Below are 18,559 nucleotides of genomic sequence, written 5' to 3'. Positions count from 1 at the left end.
AACAAGGAATTATAATTATGCTTAAAATGAATAACATCAATAAAGTGTATCAAACTGAAATGGTACAAACTCATGCACTTCGTGATTTTAACCTACAAGTAGATGAGGGTGAATTTATTGCAGTGACAGGCCCAAGCGGCTCAGGTAAAACCACGTTTTTAAACATTGCAGGAATGCTAGAGCCATTTAATGAGGGCCAATATCTATTAGACGGAATTGATGTCGGTAAACTCAATGACAATCAACGTGCCGACCTTCGTAATCAAAAAATCGGTTTTATTTTCCAAGGTTTCAACCTCATCCCTGACTTGAACCTATACGAAAATATCGAAGTACCCCTTCGTTACCGTGGGATTAAAGCAGCCGAGCGTAAACGTCGAATTGAGCAATGTTTAGAGCAAGTTGGTCTAGCATCACGTGCAAAACACCTTCCTCAACAGCTCTCTGGCGGACAACAGCAACGTGTAGCTATTGCTAGAGCCCTTGCTGGTGAACCTCGTTTTTTACTTGCCGATGAGCCAACGGGTAACCTTGATAGCTTAATGGCTCGCCAAGTAATGGAACTACTTGAACAAATAAATCGTGATGGTGCAACTATTGTGATGGTTACTCACGATCCTGAACTTGCTCGCAGAGCACCTCGAAACATTCAGGTCGTTGATGGTCAACTCGCAGATCTAACCTTATATCAAGGCACTAAAAACTTAAAAGCGGCAGGGGTATAGTCATGTTCCTTCATTATTTAGATTTAAGCTGGCGTAGCTTTAAGCGCACGCCATTAGTGAGCTTTTTAATGGTGCTAGCCATTGCTATTGGTATTGGTGTCACGATGACAAGCCTCTCTGTTTATCACATGATGTCGGCGGATCCGATCCCTGAAAAAAGCAGCCAACTTTACAGCGTACAGCTTCAAATTATGGACGATGGCAGCACTTGGTGGACTAAGGACAACCTCCCCTTACAATTGACCTACCAAGACGCAGTGAATTTGAATAAAGCGGATGCAGGTGGCAAACGTGTAACTATGGTACGCACTGGTTTTTCAGTTTATTTAGACTCAGACAAAATAAAACCCTTTATAGGTCAAGCTCGCCTCACTACACCTGACTTTTTCGATATGTTTAATTTGTCATTTCTATATGGAGGTGTTTGGAGCGAGCAACAAGAGGCAAATGCCGCACCCGTTGTCGTGATCAGCAAAGAACTTAATGACAAATTATTTGCCGGCGAAAATTCGATTGGAAAAATTATCTACCTTGACGATGCCAGTTACGAGGTGGTGGGTGTTATTGATGATTGGGATATTACAACTAAGTATTACGATTTAAATAACGGCTCATTCAATAAAACAGAGCAGCTATTCCTCCCTTTTAGCCTTATGAAAGCTCGCCAGCTGGAAAACTGGGGTAACACAAATGGATGGAAACACGAAAAAACCAATACATTCAACGATAAGTTAAATTCAGAGTTAGTGTGGCTACAATTTTGGGTTGAACTTAAAACGCCTGAGGAAAAACAGGCTTACCAAGATTTCTTGATGGCTTACATGCAAGAACAGCAAAAGCTAGGTCGCTTCAATCGTAAGCAACTAGAGGCCAAGCTACGGGATGTAAATGAGTGGATGCAATACAACAATGTAGTCAGTGAAGATAATGAGATTCTTGTTGGTCTTAGCTTTATGTTTTTGGCTGTATGCCTTGCGAACATTCTTGGTTTACTGCTTGCGAAATTTTTACGAAGAGCTTCAGAGGTGGGTGTACGAAGAGCTCTTGGCGCAAGTAAACGACAAATTTTTTACCAGCACATCGTCGAAGTAGCCATGCTAGGATTTTTAGGCGGTATTTTGGGGATCATTCTTGCTCAAGTTGGCTTGTTAGGTGTGCGTCAAAGCTATAGCTATTATAAAAGCCTAGCAACCATGGATTTAAGCATGCTTTTGAGCGCTCCTGTTATAGCCATTAGTACCTGCGTTATTGCTGGACTTTACCCTGCTTGGCTGGTGTGCAAAACCAACCCTGCTATTTACCTGAAGAGCCAATAAGGAAAGTAACATGTTTGAAATTAAACCTATTTTTAACGCCTTATGCCGCTCAAAGGTTGGCGCAGTCTTATTACTTATACAAATAGCCATTACCACAGCCATTGTCAGTAATGCTGCATTTATTATCCAAGACAGAATTGGTTATTTAAGCCAACAAACCGGCTACCCTGAAGAAGATATCTTCGTATTCCATGTAATGATGTTTGGTCAAGACGTATCACTGTCTCAACAGTATGAACTCGATGAAGCCATGCTTCGCCAAATACCTGGCGTAGTCGATGCTGCGTATTCAAGTAATACACCGCTTTCAGGCAGTGGCTCATCATCAGACTTTAGTTTAAAGCCAGCGCCTGAAGAGGGTAAATCAGCGCGTACTTCTTATATGTTTATCGATGAGCATGGTCTCAATACTTATGGTGTGAAATTAATTGCAGGGCGCAACTACACAGAGGATGAGGTGATTGTCACTGACAATTACGATGAGCTCTCAAAGGTCACTGTTGTGACAAAAACCCTGCTTGATGAGTTATTCCCTGATGGCAACGGCCTTGGGCAAACCATTTATTTTGGTGATATCCCAATGAAAATCATCGGCGTGATTGATTTAATGAAAGGCCCATGGCTTAAAGATAGCCGCCCTGATAATGTCGCATTGCTCCCTTTTATTAAAGCAGGTAGTAATGCACGATTTGTAGTAAGAACTGAACCAGGCCAACGTCAATCTGTAATGAACCGTGTTGAAGAGGCCATGTTAAAAAACTACAACAAACGTGTTATTTCTCGCATTCGTGGCCTTGATGAAGACAAAGAACAATATATGGCAGAAGATACATTAATGATGCGTATGCTGATTGTACTTATTACTATCTTAGTCTTGGTGACTGCCCTGGGTATTTTTGGCCTGACTCTATTCAATATTAGTAAACGTACAAAACAGATCGGTACTCGCCGTGCATTAGGTGCAAGAAAATCTGCCATCATCAGCTACTTCTTAGTTGAAAACGCCATGATTTGTAGTGTTGGTTTAGTCATTGGCATCATTGCTGCTGTTTATTTAGGGCAGCTACTTATGCAGCACTTCTCTATTGCACAACTAGAGATTAGTTACGTACTTGGTACGGCTTTGTGTGTGTTTGTTATGAGCTTATTGGCTGTACTAGCTCCAGCAAAACGTGCGGCGAACATCTCACCGAGCATTGCAACCCGAACAATTTAGTTCTCCCAACCTATGCTACACTGGATTAACAGTGTAGCATTTACCTTGCACCTGATTAGGAAAATAACTAAAACAATAATATGGAAAAAATACTTATCGTTGATGACAACCCTGCTATCTTAGATGCGTTGTCATTATTACTCGAAATTCATAATTTTGAGGTTGTTACAGCAAGCAACCCTTTTGAGGCAACTCAGGCTGTACAGTACCAGCGTATTGCACTTGTTATTCAAGATATGAACTTTACCGCCGACACAACCTCAGGCGAAGAAGGCAAAGAACTCTTTTATGCCTTACGAGAGATTAACCCTCATTTACCGATCATTTTAATCACCGCTTGGACAGAGCTTTCCACGGCCGTTGAACTCGTCAAAGCAGGCGCTGCTGATTATTTACCAAAACCATGGGACGATACAAAGCTGCTTACCTGTGTAAATAATCTGATAGAACTGGGTAAGGCAAAACAACAAAACGAAACCTTTGCCCGCCACCAGCAAGAACGTGAAGCATCTGTACATAATGCCAATTTAGTTGGCCTAGTTTATAAAAGTACGGCCATGGAGCATATCGTCAATCTTGCCATTCAGGTTGCTAAGTCGGATATTTCGGTTTTGATCACAGGCCCTAACGGCAGTGGTAAAGAGCGGATTGCACAAATAATTCAAGCAAATTCATTATTGGCTGATAAACCTTTTATCACTGTGAATGCAGGAGCCCTACCAAGCGAACTTATAGAGGCTGAGCTATTTGGTGCAGAAGCGGGCGCGTATACCGGCATTACTAAACAACGTATTGGTCGTTTTGAAGCGGCCGATGGTGGCACCTTATTTTTAGACGAAATTGGTAACTTGCCGCTATCAGGGCAAATGAAACTATTACGCATTTTACAAACCGGCGAATTTGAACGTTTAGGTTCAACGCAAACCCGTAAAGTGAATGTTAGGGTTATTTCAGCAACCAATGAAGATTTAAGCCACGCAATTAAAACAGGTCAATTTCGTGAAGACCTCTACTACCGCTTAAATGTGATTGAGTTAAATTTACCACGCTTAGCTCATCGCCCAGATGACATTTTAGCCTTAGTTGCACACTTTTTACCTGAGCGCACACTGTCACTTAGCACTGAAAAAGCCCTCCTCGCCCATAATTGGCCTGGTAATGTGCGTGAACTTGAAAATGCTTGTAAGCGCGCAGCGGTATTGAAACCTACAGGCACCATTGAACTTGCCGATTTTGGCTTACAAGTTGAAAAAGAAAATACACTGAAGAGCAAAACGGAGCCAACAAAACAAGACATTGAACTAGCGATGCGAGAATACCAAGGTGTAATTGCTAAGGTAGCACGCCATTTTGGTCTTAGCAGACAGGCTCTATACCGTAGACTTGATAAATTTAAGATAGAATATTGATGCTCCGCTATAAACTCATCGCTTTATGCATTATGGCAGCGGTTCTGCCGCTACTGGCCACTAGCTACTTTTTGGCTATACCTTGGGCAAATATAGTACTCGCTTCTTTACTTTGTGCTTTTATATCTGGCTTTCTTGCTTATAAGTTGAGTGCGCCATTGGTCAATGGCATGGCCGCCCTTGAAACTGGCTTGCTGAATTTTAAAGATGGCGAACTTGCTTCATTACTTGCATATAACGGCAAGGACGAATTAGGCAATTTATGCCACCTTTATAATCAAACCGCCAAACAACTTCGCCAAGAAAAGCAATGGATTTACCAACGCGAATTAATGCTCGATAAAGTATTACAAAGCTCGCCGCAAGCGGTATTGCTGGTAAACGATCAAGACTTTATTGTATACAGCAACCACAGCGCACGCAGCCTATTTGAAAAAAAATCAGCACTTGAAGGATTAACACTCAAAAGCTTGCTTACGCACAGCTCTGAGCAACTTACACGCGCCGTCAACAAAGGCATTGATGGATTATTCACTTTAGATAGAGTAGATCAAGAATCACAAACTTGGCATATGGCTACCGGCCGATTATTACTAAACAACCAATTTCACCAATTACTTGTCTTTAAGCAATTAACGAGAGAGCTCAGTCGTCAAGAAGTCGAAGTGTGGAAAAAGGTCATCCGCATTATTAGCCATGAACTTAATAACTCGCTTGGTCCTATGTCATCCATGCTACATAGTGCTCAACTACTCACTAAAGAAGTTGATGAGCCACGTTTAAAACGAGTGTTTACAACAATAGAAGATCGTATCAAGCACTTAAATGAATTTGTACAAGGTTATGGTAAATTTGCCAAACTGCCCACCCCGCAATTAATCACAATAAATTGGACTAACTTAATTGAGCAATTAAAAAATCAGTGGCAGGTCAATGTGACTCTTAATGAGGATGTATCAACTCAGGCCGATCATACACACCTGGAACAACTGCTGATAAATCTGTTAAAAAATGCCCATGAGTCAGGCTCAAACCCAGAAGAGGTCAGTTTAACGGTGCAACAAGAAGCTAGCGGCACCCACATCACAGTGAGTGATAAAGGCAAAGGCATGAGTGAAGCCGTAATGGCCAATGCGCTTATTCCCTTTTACTCAACCAAAGCGACAGGCAGTGGCCTAGGTTTAGCACTTTGCAGGGAAATAGTCGAAGCACACCACGGGCAAATTAGCCTACACAACCGTGAGCAAGGTGGTTTGAGTGTACATGTTTTGCTGCCTGCTTAATAAAATTGCTATAAAAAAAGCCGCAAATGCGGCTCTTTCCTACACTAAATTCGATTATTCAGCGTCTTCTTCTTTGTACTTTGCAGCAGTTTCTGCAATCAGTGGTTGTAATTCACCACGCTGAAACATCTCAATAATAATATCACAACCACCGATAAGCTCGCCTTCAACCCAAAGCTGTGGGAAGGTTGGCCAGTTAGCGTATGCAGGTAACTCTGCACGGATATCAGGGTTTAGTAAGATGTCAACGTAAGCAAATGGTTCACCACACGACATTAGTGCTTGTGATGCTTGAGAAGAAAAACCACAGTTAGGTAATTTTGGTGATCCTTTCATATACAAAAGGATTGGATTTTCAGAAATTTGCTGTTTAATTTTATCGATGGTTTCCATTTACAACCTCAAAATACATTGGCTTACTACTTTGGCCTTGAAAAAGATTCACTGTGGCCTCAGATATATTACTTAGAATGGCAAACACAGCCACAATTTTAAATAGTCGTAGCAATAGCATTGCTGTTTGCTAAAACTTGAGTAAAATACTCAACAATTATAGTAACACTATAATACCACTTGGTATAGGTGAGTACGCTGTTTAGCTTGCTATTACCTATAACTAGGTGGACTATCAACCAAGAAGATGGAGATAAAAAATGGCATTTGAACTACCGTCACTACCATACGCAATCGATGCATTAGAGCCACATATTTCAAAAGAAACGCTAGAGTTTCACCACGGTAAACACCACAACACATATGTTGTGAAACTAAATGGCCTGATCCCGGGCACAGAATTCGAAAATAAATCTCTAGAAGAAATTGTATGTTCTTCAGAAGGTGGTGTATTTAACAATGCTGCACAAATCTGGAACCACACTTTCTACTGGAACAGCCTATCTCCAAACGGTGGTGGTGAGCCTACTGGCGCTATCGCTGATGCGATCAACGCTAAATGGGGTTCTTTCGAAGCATTCAAAGACGCATTAAACGATAAAGCTGTAAACAACTTTGGTTCAAGCTGGACTTGGTTAGTTAAACTAGCTGACGGCACACTTGATATCGTAAACACATCAAATGCTGCAACTCCGTTAACTGATGAAGGTGTAACACCAATCCTTACTGTGGATCTGTGGGAACACGCTTATTACATCGATTACCGTAACGTTCGTCCAGATTACTTAAAAGGTTTCTGGGCACTTGTTAACTGGGACTTCGCGAACGCTAACTTCGCTTAATCTTCTGTAACAAACAGTAATCAAAAAAAGGCGCTTCGGCGTCTTTTTTATTGCTAGTGCACGCCCTTCCTAAGCCGCAGCCAAGCCCTCACTCAAAAACCCTAATCAAGATGAGCTTTTTTCAATTAAATTCTTAATTTTCTTGCGCAAAAAGTCAAAATCCTGACTAAGCTTTAAATAACCTTTGCTTTTCTCTTAATCTAATTACACGTCATTTTAGCGGGTTTCCGGAGGTCTCTATGAGTATTTTTGAGCATTACCAATCACGATACGAAGCAGCGCAAGAAGAAGAATACAGTATTGAGGAGTTTCTCGAAATCTGTAAGAAGGATAAATCAGCTTATGCCAGCGCGCCTGAGCGGCTTTTAATGGCTATCGGTGAGCCTGAAATTATCGATACATCAACCGATGCCCGCTTAAGCAGGCTGTTTTCAAATCGCGTGGTCGCACGCTACCCTGCCTTCCACGATTTTTATGGGATGGAAGATGCAATTGAGCAAATCGTTGCGTACTTAAAACACGCAGCTCAGGGTTTAGAAGAGTGCAAGCAAGTTCTCTATCTACTTGGTCCGGTGGGTGGAGGTAAATCATCAATCGCCGAAAAGCTTAAATACTTGATGCAACAAGTACCTATCTATTCAATTAAAGGCTCGCCTGTTAACGATCATCCTCTAGCATTATTTGACCCAAATGAAGACGCTGAGCTTTTAGAAAAAGAATACGGAATTAAATCACGTTATTTAAAAACCGTAATGTCGCCATGGGCTGCAAAACGTTTAAGTGAATTTAACGGTGACATTAGCCAATTTAGAGTGGTTAAGCGCTACCCATCAATTTTAAATCAAGTCGCAATAGCTAAAACAGAGCCAGGCGATGAAAACAATCAGGACATTTCAGCACTCGTTGGTAAAGTCGATATTCGCCAACTTGAACACTTTGCACAAAATGACCCCGATGCATATGCCTACTCGGGTGCGCTTTGTTTAGCAAATCAAGGTTTAATGGAGTTTGTGGAAATGTTTAAAGCACCCATCAAGGTGCTACATCCACTACTTACTGCAACCCAAGAAGGTAACTATAATGGGACTGAAGGTATTAGTGCCCTGCCGTTTAACGGCATGATTTTAGCTCACTCAAATGAGTCTGAGTGGCAAACATTCAAAAACAATAAAAACAATGAAGCATTCCTTGACCGTGTTTACATCGTCAAAGTACCTTATTGTTTACGTGTTTCTGAAGAAGTTAAAATTTACAATAAACTGCTTGAAAACAGTGAACTACATGATGCACCATGCGCACCAGGCACATTAAAAACACTGGCGCAATTTACCACGCTTTCGCGAATGAAAGAGCCTGAAAACTCAAGTATTTATTCAAAAATGCGGGTATATGACGGCGAAAGCTTAAAAGACACCGATCCGAAAGCTAAGTCGTATCAAGAGTACCGTGACTATGCCGGTGTTGACGAGGGCATGACAGGGCTTTCTACCCGCTTTGCGTTTAAGATTCTATCGCGGGTATTTAACTTCGATACCACAGAAGTGGCTGCAAACCCTGTGCATCTATTCTATGTACTTGAGCAGCAAATTGAGCGTGAGCAATTTACTGCCGATGTTGAAGAACGTTACTTAAGCCACTTAAAAGGCTACCTTATTCCACAATACGTTGAGTTTATTGGCAAAGAGTTACAAACAGCCTATTTAGAATCTTACTCTGAATACGGGCAAAACATCTTTGATCGCTACGTCACTTATGCAGATTTCTGGATCCAAGATCAAGAATACCGTGACCCTGATACTGGCCAGTTATTTGACCGTGCGGCACTGAACGCAGAGCTTGAGAAAATTGAAAAACCTGCGGGTATTTCAAATCCGAAAGATTTCCGTAATGAAATAGTCAATTTCGTACTGCGTGCTCGTGCACACAACCAAGGCAAGAATCCACTTTGGACCAGTTACGAAAAACTTCGCACGGTTATCGAGAAGAAAATGTTCTCAAATACTGAAGATCTCCTACCGGTTATTTCCTTCAATGCGAAAACTTCGGCTGAAGATCAGAAAAAACACGAAGACTTTGTCAATCGTATGGTTGAGAAAGGCTATACCCAAAAACAAGTACGTTTACTTTCTGAATGGTATTTACGCGTTAGAAAATCGCAGTAAAAAACGTTTGTTTTAAGGGGGTTGTTATGGCGCATTTTATTGACCGACGCCTGAATGGAAAAAACAAAAGTACCTTGAATCGTCAACGGTTCATCAGGCGTTATAAAAAACAGATTAAAGAAGCGGTATCTGATGCCATTAATAAGCGCAGCGTCACCGATACCACCAGCGGCGAGAGTATTTCTATTCCGCAACGTGATATTAGTGAGCCTATTTTTCATCAAGGACGTGGTGGCGACCGTGAACAGATTCACCCAGGTAATGACCAATTTTCTACGGGCGACAAAATCAAGCGCCCGCAAGGAGGCGGCCAAGGGGGTGGCAGTGGTGAAGGTGAAGCGAGTGACTCCGGTGAGGGGCAAGATGACTTTGTGTTCTCTATTTCTAAAGATGAATACTTAGACTTGTTGTTCGAAGATCTTGAACTGCCTAATCTACAACAAAATCAGCTCGATAAACTCGTACAAATGAAAACCCATCGTGCTGGTTTTTGTAATGATGGCATGCCCAGTAATATTGATATTGTTCGTTCACTGCAGGGTTCACTTGCTCGTAGAGTAGCAATGACCGCAGGCAAAAAGCGCCACCTTGCTGAGCTTGAGGGTCAACTAGCACTGCTACAAGCAGAGGGAGAACCAGACAAGGCGGCTATTGCTTTACTTGAACGGCAAATCGAGGAGCTGCAAAGTCGTATTAAAGCAGTGCCCTTTATTGATAATTACGACTTACGTTTTCGTAACTATGAAAAACGACCACACCCTACAAGCAAAGCCGTGATGTTTTGTTTAATGGATGTGTCAGGCTCGATGGATCAAGCGACCAAAGACATGGCAAAACGCTTTTATATTTTGCTGTATCAATTTTTAACCCGAAGCTACAAAAATATAGAGGTTGTCTATATTCGCCACCACACTCAAGCCAAAGAAGTGGATGAACAGGAGTTTTTCTATTCTCAGGAAACGGGTGGCACTATAGTATCAAGTGCATTGAAACTGATGAATGAGATCATCGCCGAGCGTTATAACCCTGAAGAGTGGAACATTTACGCAGCACAAGCCTCTGATGGTGATAACTGGGCCGATGACTCGCCAAACTGTGGCGAAATTTTACGTAATAAACTGTTAAAGGCGGTGCGCTATTACGCCTATATTGAAATTACCGCCCGTGCTCACCAAAGTTTATGGCGTGAGTATCAATCTATAGCGCAAACCCACGACAATTTTGCAATGCAACATATCCGTGGCGTTGAGGACATTTACCCTATTTTCCGTGAATTATTTAAAAAGAATCGTCAGCAACAAGGCGCCGCATAGCCTTGCGAGTGAGGTAAAGTATGGCCGATAAACGTATTAGCGACGGTCCTGATTGGACATTTGACTTATTAGCAGAATATCAAACTGAGATTGAACGGGTAGCGAACATTTATAAGCTCGATACTTACCCGAATCAAATTGAGGTAATAACCGCTGAGCAGATGATGGATGCCTATTCGAGTGTGGGTATGCCGATTGGTTATAGTCACTGGTCGTATGGTAAAAAGTTCATTCAAACCGAACAAAACTATAAACGTGGGCAAATGGGCCTCGCTTATGAGATTGTAATTAACTCAGACCCGTGTATTGCCTATTTAATGGAAGAAAACACGCTACCAATGCAAGCTTTGGTGATGGCCCATGCTTGCTATGGTCACAACTCATTTTTTAAAGGCAATTACCTTTTTAAAACTTGGACTGATGCCAGTTCAATTATTGATTACTTATTATTTGCCAAAAATTATATTGCTAAGTGCGAAGAGAAATACGGTATCAACGAGGTCGAAAACCTCATCGACTCATGTCATGCCTTGATGAATTATGGTGTTGACCGCTATAAACGCCCACAACGTATTTCGCTATACGAAGAGCAAAAGCGCCAGCAAGAACGTGAAGATTACTTGCAATCTCAAGTTAATGAACTGTGGCGTACCATTCCAACCTCACAGCAAGAATCTAAAAAACGCGAACGCCGCTTCCCAGAAGAGCCGCAAGAAAACATCCTGTATTTTATAGAAAAAAATGCCCCGCTGCTTGAATCATGGCAGCGCGAAATCATTCGTATTGTGCGTAAAATTTCGCAATATTTTTACCCTCAAAAACAAACCCAAGTGATGAATGAAGGCTGGGCAACATTTTGGCATTACACCATTTTGAACCACCTATATGATGAAGGTAAGCTCACTGATGCCTTTATGCTCGAGTTCTTACAAAGCCACACCAATGTAGTGTATCAACCGCCCTACAACAGTAATTATTATTCAGGGATTAACCCTTATGCCCTTGGTTTTAACATGATGGTTGATATTCGCCGCATTTGTGAAAACCCGACCGAGGAGGATAAAAAGTGGTTTCCAGAATATGCCGGCAGTGACTGGTTAGAAACACTCCACTTTGCAATGCAAAACTTTAAAGACGAGAGCTTTATAAGCCAGTTTTTATCACCAAAAATTATTCGTGACTTTAAGCTCTTTACCATTATCGATCACGAAAAAGAACCAACGCTTAATGTCGGAGCTATTCATGATGAAATAGGTTACCACCAAGTAAGAGAGACGCTTTCAGCCCAATACAACCTAAGTAATCACGAGCCTAATATACAAATTTATAATGTTGATATAAGAGGCGATCGCTCACTCACATTGCGTTACGTGCCTCATAACAGTATCCCCCTTGCTAAATCTAAAGATGAAGTATTAAAACATCTTTATAGATTATGGGGCTTTAAGGTAAAACTAGAACAAGAGTCAGCAACTGGTGAGATCTCTGTAATAGGCGAGTGCCCAGCAAGTGATACAAGACACGCTACTGAATAGTTTGAATCTTAAAAAGACTAAAGTGCTAAACACCTTTAGTCTTTTAAATCTGAATAGGCTGTTACTTTGTTTCGACCATTTTCTTTTGAATGGTAAAGCGCGTTATCTGCCGCTTCAATCCATTTTTCATAACGATCAAATTTTTCGTCAAAACAAGCAAAACCAATGCTTACCGTTAATTTGATTTGCTGTTCTTTGTAGTAGATTGACGAGTTCTCAATTAACTCACGTAACCTTTCTGCAAATATAACGGCACCATCATAGTCGGTATCCAGTAGCGTAATGGCGAACTCTTCCCCACCGTAGCGACCTGCTAAATCGGTTTCTCGTAGGGTTTTACGCAGCAAGTCTGCAACATGGCGTAACGCTTCATCGCCCCCGCTGTGTCCGTGTTCATCATTAACGTTTTTAAAATGATCAATATCGAACATCAATAATGTACTGCAACCACCACTTCGCACAATACGCATGTATTCTTTGCGAAGTTTTTGCTCCCAAAACCCGCGGTTTGTCAGTTGTGTTAATGCATCCGTACGGCTCATTAGCTCAAGTTTTGAGTTTGCTTCTTCAAGTTCTTTTTTATTCACAGCTTCGTCGGTAACATCGTAAATAATGATACAAATATGAGAAACTTCACCTGTCGTCGTGGTTAGCGGTATAAAAGTCGCGTTTTGATACATATGATCCGCTTTGCCAGTAATAGGTCGGTAGTTCTTAAAGCGGAAAATATATGGTTGCTGTTCCCATATGGTGAATGAGCGATTATTAAGAATAAATACCGACTCGGATTTACTTCGAAACCACTTTTCATCAATTGATGGAAATAAATCGAACAGGTCTTTATCTTTCACCGCACTTGGTAATAGCCCTGAATGGTTCTCCATAAAGCCATTCCAAATACACACTTTATAGTCCCTGTCGAGCACCACAAGGCCTACATCAACAGTATTAAACATATCCATTAACCAATGGAGTTCATTCATATTAAAGTCGGCTGCTGGCATAAGTTTAATCTTCTAGTAAATAAGCTACTTTATATTTTAAGGTCTTCAACGAGTCCTCGGTGAATAGCAACATCAAATCACAATTGATATTATGATTTTCAATGCCGTAGCTGATCTCGATGGCCAGCGTTCGTTGCCAGCGAGATTTATTAGCTTTGACTAAGTCAGAGACATCACAATGCTGACCTAGAACAACAGGATGGCCTTGGCTGAAGCGCATATCAAGCTGCTTAGAGAGCCCTGATAAAATAGCACCAATTAAAATGTTGCTGACATCCATTAACAATTCAAGCTCAACTTTATTGTTTAACTCACCTTCGTAGTTCATTAATGAGGCGATTTCTTTAAAGCTTGAATCATTCAAAAGTAGCAGAGCTTCTCCTGATACTCCCCCACCAATAAAACCTTGGCAAACACCAGACGTTGAAGCATTTGCATCAATAGAGCGAAGTGCCATATCTAGCTCATTCACTTCTAATACATTCACATTAGGAATAGGCAACTTGACAAACACATTGAGTAAGCGCGCGAGTAAGTCGCCTGCCTGCCCCATCGCCACATTTGTGAGTTCTTGATATATATCTCGTACATCAGGATCGACCTGCTCACCCAACTTATTTGCTAGACGCTCACGCATGGCTTTATCTTTAATGCCATGATACTCAATGATACTTGCGAGTTTTTCAGGTGAACAAGGCTTTTGAATAAAGTCGATAGCCCCTAACTCAAGGACACGTTGATGTGCATTAGGTTGAATATCGCCAGACACGACGACAGTCAGGACATGTAGCCCTTGCTCTTGAATGGCTTGTAAAACCTCATAGCCATCCATTTCAGGCATATTTAAATCCAGAAATAATATTTCTGGCTGGAGTACCTTGATTTGCTCGATGCAATGAACTCCATTTTCTGCAAATTCAATTTTGATATCCCAATCATCTGGTAAAGAGCGCGCTAATTGCCTACGCGCTAATTTTGAATCATCACACACTAATACCGATGTCGACATACACTCTCTCTAAATCCGCACTTTTTAACTAGTCACAAACACAAAAAACTAACTTTATTATTGTTATTATTAATAAAAATCGAGCTGCGTACACATGTTAATCAAACTACCCTTTATTTACAATTTTAAATTACTGTAAACCTTGGCGCTATTAACTCAGTATAATACACTGATGTAAAATGCGTTAATTTGAAGGAATGAAGTTATGATACGCCCATTGATATTTGCAATTGGCTCACTGTGTACATTTAGTTACGCAAGCGAGTTACCAGAAAACACCCTTGATGCGGGTAAAGTATCTGCTCAATCAAAACCAGTTACTTTACTAGGTCAAGGTGTTGAAGTTGGTCAACAAGCACCTAATTTTAAAGTAGTAGATGATAGCTTTACACCAGTCACCCTAAATGACTACAAAGGCAAAGCGGTACTTATTAGTGTGGTGCCAAGCCTAGATACAGGTGTGTGTAGTATTCAGACTAAACATTTTAATGAAAAAGTAGCTGCCGAATACCCTAGTATCGCGATGCTGACTTTAAGTGCTGATTTACCGTTTGCGCAAAAGCGCTTTTGTAAAGCGGAGAATATAGACAAAGTGAAGGCACTTTCGGACTCTGTGTGGCGTAATTTCGGCGAGCAATATGGTTTAATTATTAAAGATATGGGTTTATTAACTCGCGCCGTATTTGTTTTAAATGACGAGCACAAAATCGTCTATAAACAACTTGTTGATAACTTATCGAAAGAGCCTGATTACAGTGGTGCAATTGAGGCTTTAAAAAAGCTTTAAAGCCTCATTGAGCAAAAAACCGCCAAAAGGCGGTTTTTTATTGCTCAGTTAATCCTAAGATTAACCAAGTAACTCACCAAGTTGTTGGCTTACTGTTTCAACAGCTTGTGTACCGTCTAATTTATGGTACTGCGTGTTACCTGCTTTTGCTTCAGCTTGGTAGTAATCAACTAATGGTTTAGTTTGGTCATGGTAGATACCTAAACGCTTACGCACTGTTTCTTCAGTGTCGTCATCACGAATGATTAGATCTTCACCAGTTATGTCGTCTTTACCATCAACTTTAGGTGGGTTGTAAACAACATGGTATACACGACCAGAACCTGGGTGTACGCGACGACCGCCCATACGCTCAACGATGATTTCGTCAGCAACGTCAAATTCGATAACGTGATCAACTACCACGCCATTTTCTTTCATTGCATCTGCTTGAGGAATAGTACGAGGGAAACCATCTAGTAAAAAACCTTTTTCGCAATCTGGCTTAGCAATGCGCTCTTTAACTAGACCGATGATAATTTCATCAGATACTAATTGACCTGCATCCATTACTTTTTTAGCTTCAAGACCAAGTGGTGTACCTTCTTTAATTGCTGCACGCAGCATATCGCCCGTAGAAATTTGTGGAATACCGTATTTGTCCATCAAAAACTGAGCTTGAGTACCTTTACCTGCACCCGGCGCGCCCAAAAGAATAATGCGCATATCATTGTCCTCTGTGTGATACTAATCTTAAAAATGGTCGATCAGTGGAGTTTTGTTTTTAAAGCCTGAATTCTTCCACAACTGAGGCTATACCTCAAGTAACTTATACCAATTGCCTATATTAGCAGCAATAAAAAAGGGAGCCTTGCTCCCTTTCCCAACTCATTCAGCTATAACGCTTATTTGCTTATATCTAGCATAAGTTTATTTAAGCGAGTTACAAAGCCAGCAGGGTCTTTTAAAGTACCGCGTTCTGCTAGTAACGCTTGATCAAGCAATACGTGTGACCACTGAGCAAACTTGTCTTCATCTTGTTCAACATTAAGGTGTTTAACAAGCTGATGCTCTGGGTTAAGCTCAAAAATTGGCTTTTGTTCAGGCACTGTCTGACCAACAGATTCCATTAACTTTTGCATTTGTGAGCTCATATCGTGCTCATCAGCAACAACACATGCTGGCGAGTCAGTTAGACGGTGCGTAAAGCGTACGTCTTTAACGCTATCACCTAGGGCTGTTTTAATACGCTCAACTAGGCCAGCAACTTCTTTTTCTGACTCTTCTTGCGCTTTTTTGGTTTCTTCATCATCCATGTTGCCTAAATCTAAGTCACCACGGGTGATTGACTGGAATGATTTTTCGTTGAACTCAGTTAAGTAGCTCATCATCCACTCATCAACACGGTCACTTAATAGCAATACTTCGATGCCTTTCTTACGGAAAATCTCTAAGTGCGGTGAGCTCTTCGCTGCGGCGAATGAATCAGCAACTACATAGTAGATTTTGTCTTGCTCTGGCTTCATACGCTCAATGTATTGTTCAAGCGATACATTTTGTGTGCTTTCATCAGTGTGTGTAGAAGCGAAACGCAGTAGCTTAGCAATGGCTTCTTTGTTTGCCATGTCTTCTGCAGGGCCTTCTTTTAACACCTGACCAAATTCGTTCCAGAAAGATTGATAATCTTCTTCACGGTTTTTCGCCATTCGCTCAAGCAATTTAAGTACACGCGATGTACAACCTTTACGGATTGCTTGCGTTACTTTGTTGTCTTGCAAGATTTCCCGCGACACGTTTAGTGGTAAGTCGTTTGAATCAAGTAAACCTTTCACAAAACGTAAGTAGCTTGGCATGAATTGCTCAGCGTCATCCATAATGAAAACGCGTTGTACATACAGTTTTAAACCTGATTGACGCTCACGGTTCCACAAATCGAAAGGTGCTTTTTTCGGGATGTATAACAAGCTCGTGTATTCTGTTTTACCTTCAACCTTGTTATGTGCCCAGCTTAGTGGCTCTTCCCAATCATGACCAATGTGTTTATAAAACTCTTTGTACTCTTCGTCTGTGACTTCTGACTTGTCACGAGTCCACAGTGCAGTCGCGCGGTTAATACCTTCCCACTCACCTGGCTGTGCTGGAATTTTCTCACCATCAGGCCCTTCAGATTCAGGTACTTCTGCTTTATACATTTCAACTGGAATAGAAATGTGGTCTGAGTATTTAGTTACGATGCTACGTAAACGGAATTCATCAGCAAACTCTGTTTCGTCTTCACGAAGATGAAGGATGATTTCCGTACCACGCGCAGGCTTGTCAATCTCTTGTAACGTGTACTCGCCCTCGCCCGCTGACTGCCATTCAATACCTTGGCTTTCACCCGCTTTACGCGTGCGCACTGTTACTTTATCAGCCACGATAAATGCTGAGTAAAAACCGACGCCGAATTGACCAATCAATTGTGAATCTTTGCTTTGGTCACCTGTTAGATTTTGGAAAAATTCTGCGGTGCCAGATTTTGCAATCGTACCTAATGAATTGATCACATCTTCACGGCTCATACCAATACCGTTATCAGTAATGGTTACCGTGTTTGCGTCTTTATCGGCACTGATACGTACTTTTAAATCCGCATCATTTTCGTATAAATCGCCATTTGAAAGCGCTAGAAAACGCAATTTATCTGCCGCATCTGACGCGTTTGATACCAGCTCACGTAGGAAAATCTCTTTATTAGAGTAAAGAGAGTGAATCATCAGGTTTAATAATTGTTTGACTTCTGTTTGAAAGCCTAATGTTTCTTTTTGTGCTGCAGTCATTGTGTAAATCTCCAATTAACAAAGTGTCTTATCTGCACTATGACTCTTTATATGGGGCAGGCTTTTTGAACTTCAAGGCAAAAAATTAAATTTACGGGTAAAATCGAATGTAGACACAAAAAAGCCTGCATAGAGCAGGCTTTTAATACCATTTAGTTTTGGTTTACGGCGCGTCGCCCGCTAAATGCATGCATCAGTGTCATACCATCAAGTAAGTCGAGCTCACCACCAACAGGGACACCATGAGCAATACGAGATGCACCTACTTGGTACTTATGACAAAGCTCTGCAATGTAATGGGCTGTGGTTTCACCTTCAACACTTGGGTTGGTTGCGAGGATCACCTCATTAATGCCACCTTGTTGCAACCTGCTTTCAAGAATATCAAGGCCAATCTCTTTTGGTCCTATGCCATCAATTGGCGACAAGTGACCCATTAATACAAAGTAAAGCCCTTGGTATTGACCGGTTTGCTCAATAGCCAGCACATCGGTTGGTGATTCTACCACACACAATAAACCACTATCTTGACGTTTAACACTTAAACAGATATCGCACACGGGTTGCTCTGTAAAAGTACGACACGACTGACAATGTCCTACTTCCTCCATAGCTTTAGTCAATGCATGACCAAGCTGCTTGCCACCTTGACGGTCTCGTTCAAGCAAATGAAAAGCAATGCGCTGTGCCGACTTAGGACCAATACCAGGTTGGCATCTCAATGCTTCAATCAGCTGTGTTAAACTAGGCGATAGTTGCATATAGAA

16 protein-coding genes are annotated in these 18,559 nt (G+C 41.4%); 10 read left to right on the top strand and 6 right to left on the bottom strand.

What is annotated here, in order from left to right:
• The first annotated feature begins 17 nt into the window (after window positions 1-17).
• The 5 genes from L3Q70_RS06700 to L3Q70_RS06680 all read left to right on the top strand — a co-directional run bounded on the left by L3Q70_RS06700 (window position 18) and on the right by L3Q70_RS06680 (window position 5,949).
• Window positions 18-725, top strand: a complete 708-nt coding sequence (locus tag L3Q70_RS06700) for an ABC transporter ATP-binding protein (RefSeq protein ID WP_237115112.1) — start codon at window positions 18-20, stop codon at window positions 723-725.
• 2 nt (window positions 726-727) lie between these two features.
• The gene (locus L3Q70_RS06695; RefSeq protein ID WP_062570740.1) at window positions 728-2,041 is read left to right on the top strand and encodes an ABC transporter permease; all 1,314 of its coding nucleotides are present in this window, start codon (window positions 728-730) and stop codon (window positions 2,039-2,041) included.
• Between the two features lie 10 nt (window positions 2,042-2,051).
• The gene (locus L3Q70_RS06690) at window positions 2,052-3,257 is read left to right on the top strand and encodes an FtsX-like permease family protein (RefSeq protein ID WP_062570739.1); all 1,206 of its coding nucleotides are present in this window, start codon (window positions 2,052-2,054) and stop codon (window positions 3,255-3,257) included.
• 80 nt (window positions 3,258-3,337) lie between these two features.
• Window positions 3,338-4,666, top strand: coding sequence for a sigma-54 dependent transcriptional regulator (locus L3Q70_RS06685; RefSeq protein ID WP_193988660.1), 1,329 nt, complete (start codon window positions 3,338-3,340; stop codon window positions 4,664-4,666).
• Complete coding sequence (locus L3Q70_RS06680) at window positions 4,666-5,949, top strand: ATP-binding protein (protein ID WP_193988659.1); 1,284 nt, start codon at window positions 4,666-4,668, stop codon at window positions 5,947-5,949. Before L3Q70_RS06685 ends, L3Q70_RS06680 begins: the two co-directional genes overlap by 1 nt.
• Window positions 5,950-6,003: 54 nt before the next feature.
• Here the strand turns inward: L3Q70_RS06680 and L3Q70_RS06675 are convergent, their stop codons facing one another.
• Window positions 6,004-6,342, bottom strand: coding sequence for a Grx4 family monothiol glutaredoxin (locus L3Q70_RS06675; RefSeq protein ID WP_062570736.1), 339 nt, complete (start codon window positions 6,340-6,342; stop codon window positions 6,004-6,006).
• 260 nt (window positions 6,343-6,602) lie between these two features.
• Between L3Q70_RS06675 and L3Q70_RS06670 the strand changes: the two genes are divergently transcribed.
• From L3Q70_RS06670 to L3Q70_RS06655, 4 genes are all read left to right on the top strand, one after another.
• A complete protein-coding gene (locus L3Q70_RS06670; RefSeq protein WP_036967613.1) occupies window positions 6,603-7,184 on the top strand; it encodes a Fe-Mn family superoxide dismutase in 582 nt (193 codons plus the stop codon).
• A gap of 239 nt (window positions 7,185-7,423) precedes the next feature.
• Complete coding sequence (locus tag L3Q70_RS06665; RefSeq protein ID WP_237115111.1) at window positions 7,424-9,346, top strand: PrkA family serine protein kinase; 1,923 nt, start codon at window positions 7,424-7,426, stop codon at window positions 9,344-9,346.
• 26 nt (window positions 9,347-9,372) lie between these two features.
• Window positions 9,373-10,659 (top strand): YeaH/YhbH family protein, encoded by a 1,287-nt coding sequence (locus L3Q70_RS06660; RefSeq protein WP_237115110.1) that lies wholly within the window; start codon window positions 9,373-9,375, stop codon window positions 10,657-10,659.
• Window positions 10,660-10,679: 20 nt separating this feature from the next.
• A complete protein-coding gene (locus tag L3Q70_RS06655) occupies window positions 10,680-12,194 on the top strand; it encodes a SpoVR family protein (RefSeq protein ID WP_062570733.1) in 1,515 nt (504 codons plus the stop codon).
• Window positions 12,195-12,229: 35 nt separating this feature from the next.
• Here L3Q70_RS06655 and L3Q70_RS06650 read toward each other — a convergent pair whose 3' ends face one another.
• Both L3Q70_RS06650 and L3Q70_RS06645 read right to left on the bottom strand, forming a co-directional pair.
• A complete protein-coding gene (locus L3Q70_RS06650; protein ID WP_062570732.1) occupies window positions 12,230-13,198 on the bottom strand; it encodes a diguanylate cyclase in 969 nt (322 codons plus the stop codon).
• 4 nt (window positions 13,199-13,202) lie between these two features.
• On the bottom strand, window positions 13,203-14,207 hold the full coding sequence (locus L3Q70_RS06645) for a response regulator (protein WP_062570731.1): 1,005 nt from the start codon (window positions 14,205-14,207) through the stop codon (window positions 13,203-13,205).
• 205 nt (window positions 14,208-14,412) lie between these two features.
• Between L3Q70_RS06645 and tpx the strand changes: the two genes are divergently transcribed.
• The gene (gene tpx / locus L3Q70_RS06640) at window positions 14,413-14,994 is read left to right on the top strand and encodes a thiol peroxidase (RefSeq protein ID WP_237115109.1); all 582 of its coding nucleotides are present in this window, start codon (window positions 14,413-14,415) and stop codon (window positions 14,992-14,994) included.
• 60 nt (window positions 14,995-15,054) lie between these two features.
• On the opposite strand, the gene adk is transcribed toward tpx, so the two are convergent.
• The 3 genes from adk to recR form a co-directional block, all read right to left on the bottom strand.
• Entirely contained in the window at window positions 15,055-15,699 is a 645-nt protein-coding gene (adk, locus tag L3Q70_RS06635) for an adenylate kinase (protein WP_058585238.1), read from the bottom strand.
• 179 nt (window positions 15,700-15,878) lie between these two features.
• Window positions 15,879-17,792: a molecular chaperone HtpG gene (htpG, locus tag L3Q70_RS06630; RefSeq protein WP_193988656.1), complete on the bottom strand. Its 1,914-nt coding sequence runs from the start codon at window positions 17,790-17,792 to the stop codon at window positions 15,879-15,881.
• A 152-nt stretch (window positions 17,793-17,944) separates the two neighbouring features.
• Window positions 17,945-18,553 (bottom strand): recombination mediator RecR, encoded by a 609-nt coding sequence (gene recR / locus L3Q70_RS06625; RefSeq protein WP_237115108.1) that lies wholly within the window; start codon window positions 18,551-18,553, stop codon window positions 17,945-17,947.
• Window positions 18,554-18,559 lie beyond the last annotated feature (6 nt).

The organism is Pseudoalteromonas sp. CF6-2, assembly GCF_021729425.1.
GTDB lineage: Bacteria > Pseudomonadota > Gammaproteobacteria > Enterobacterales > Alteromonadaceae > Pseudoalteromonas > Pseudoalteromonas arabiensis.
The sequence above is the reverse complement of the archived record's forward strand: the minus strand, read 5'-3'. Positions and strand labels throughout refer to the sequence as shown.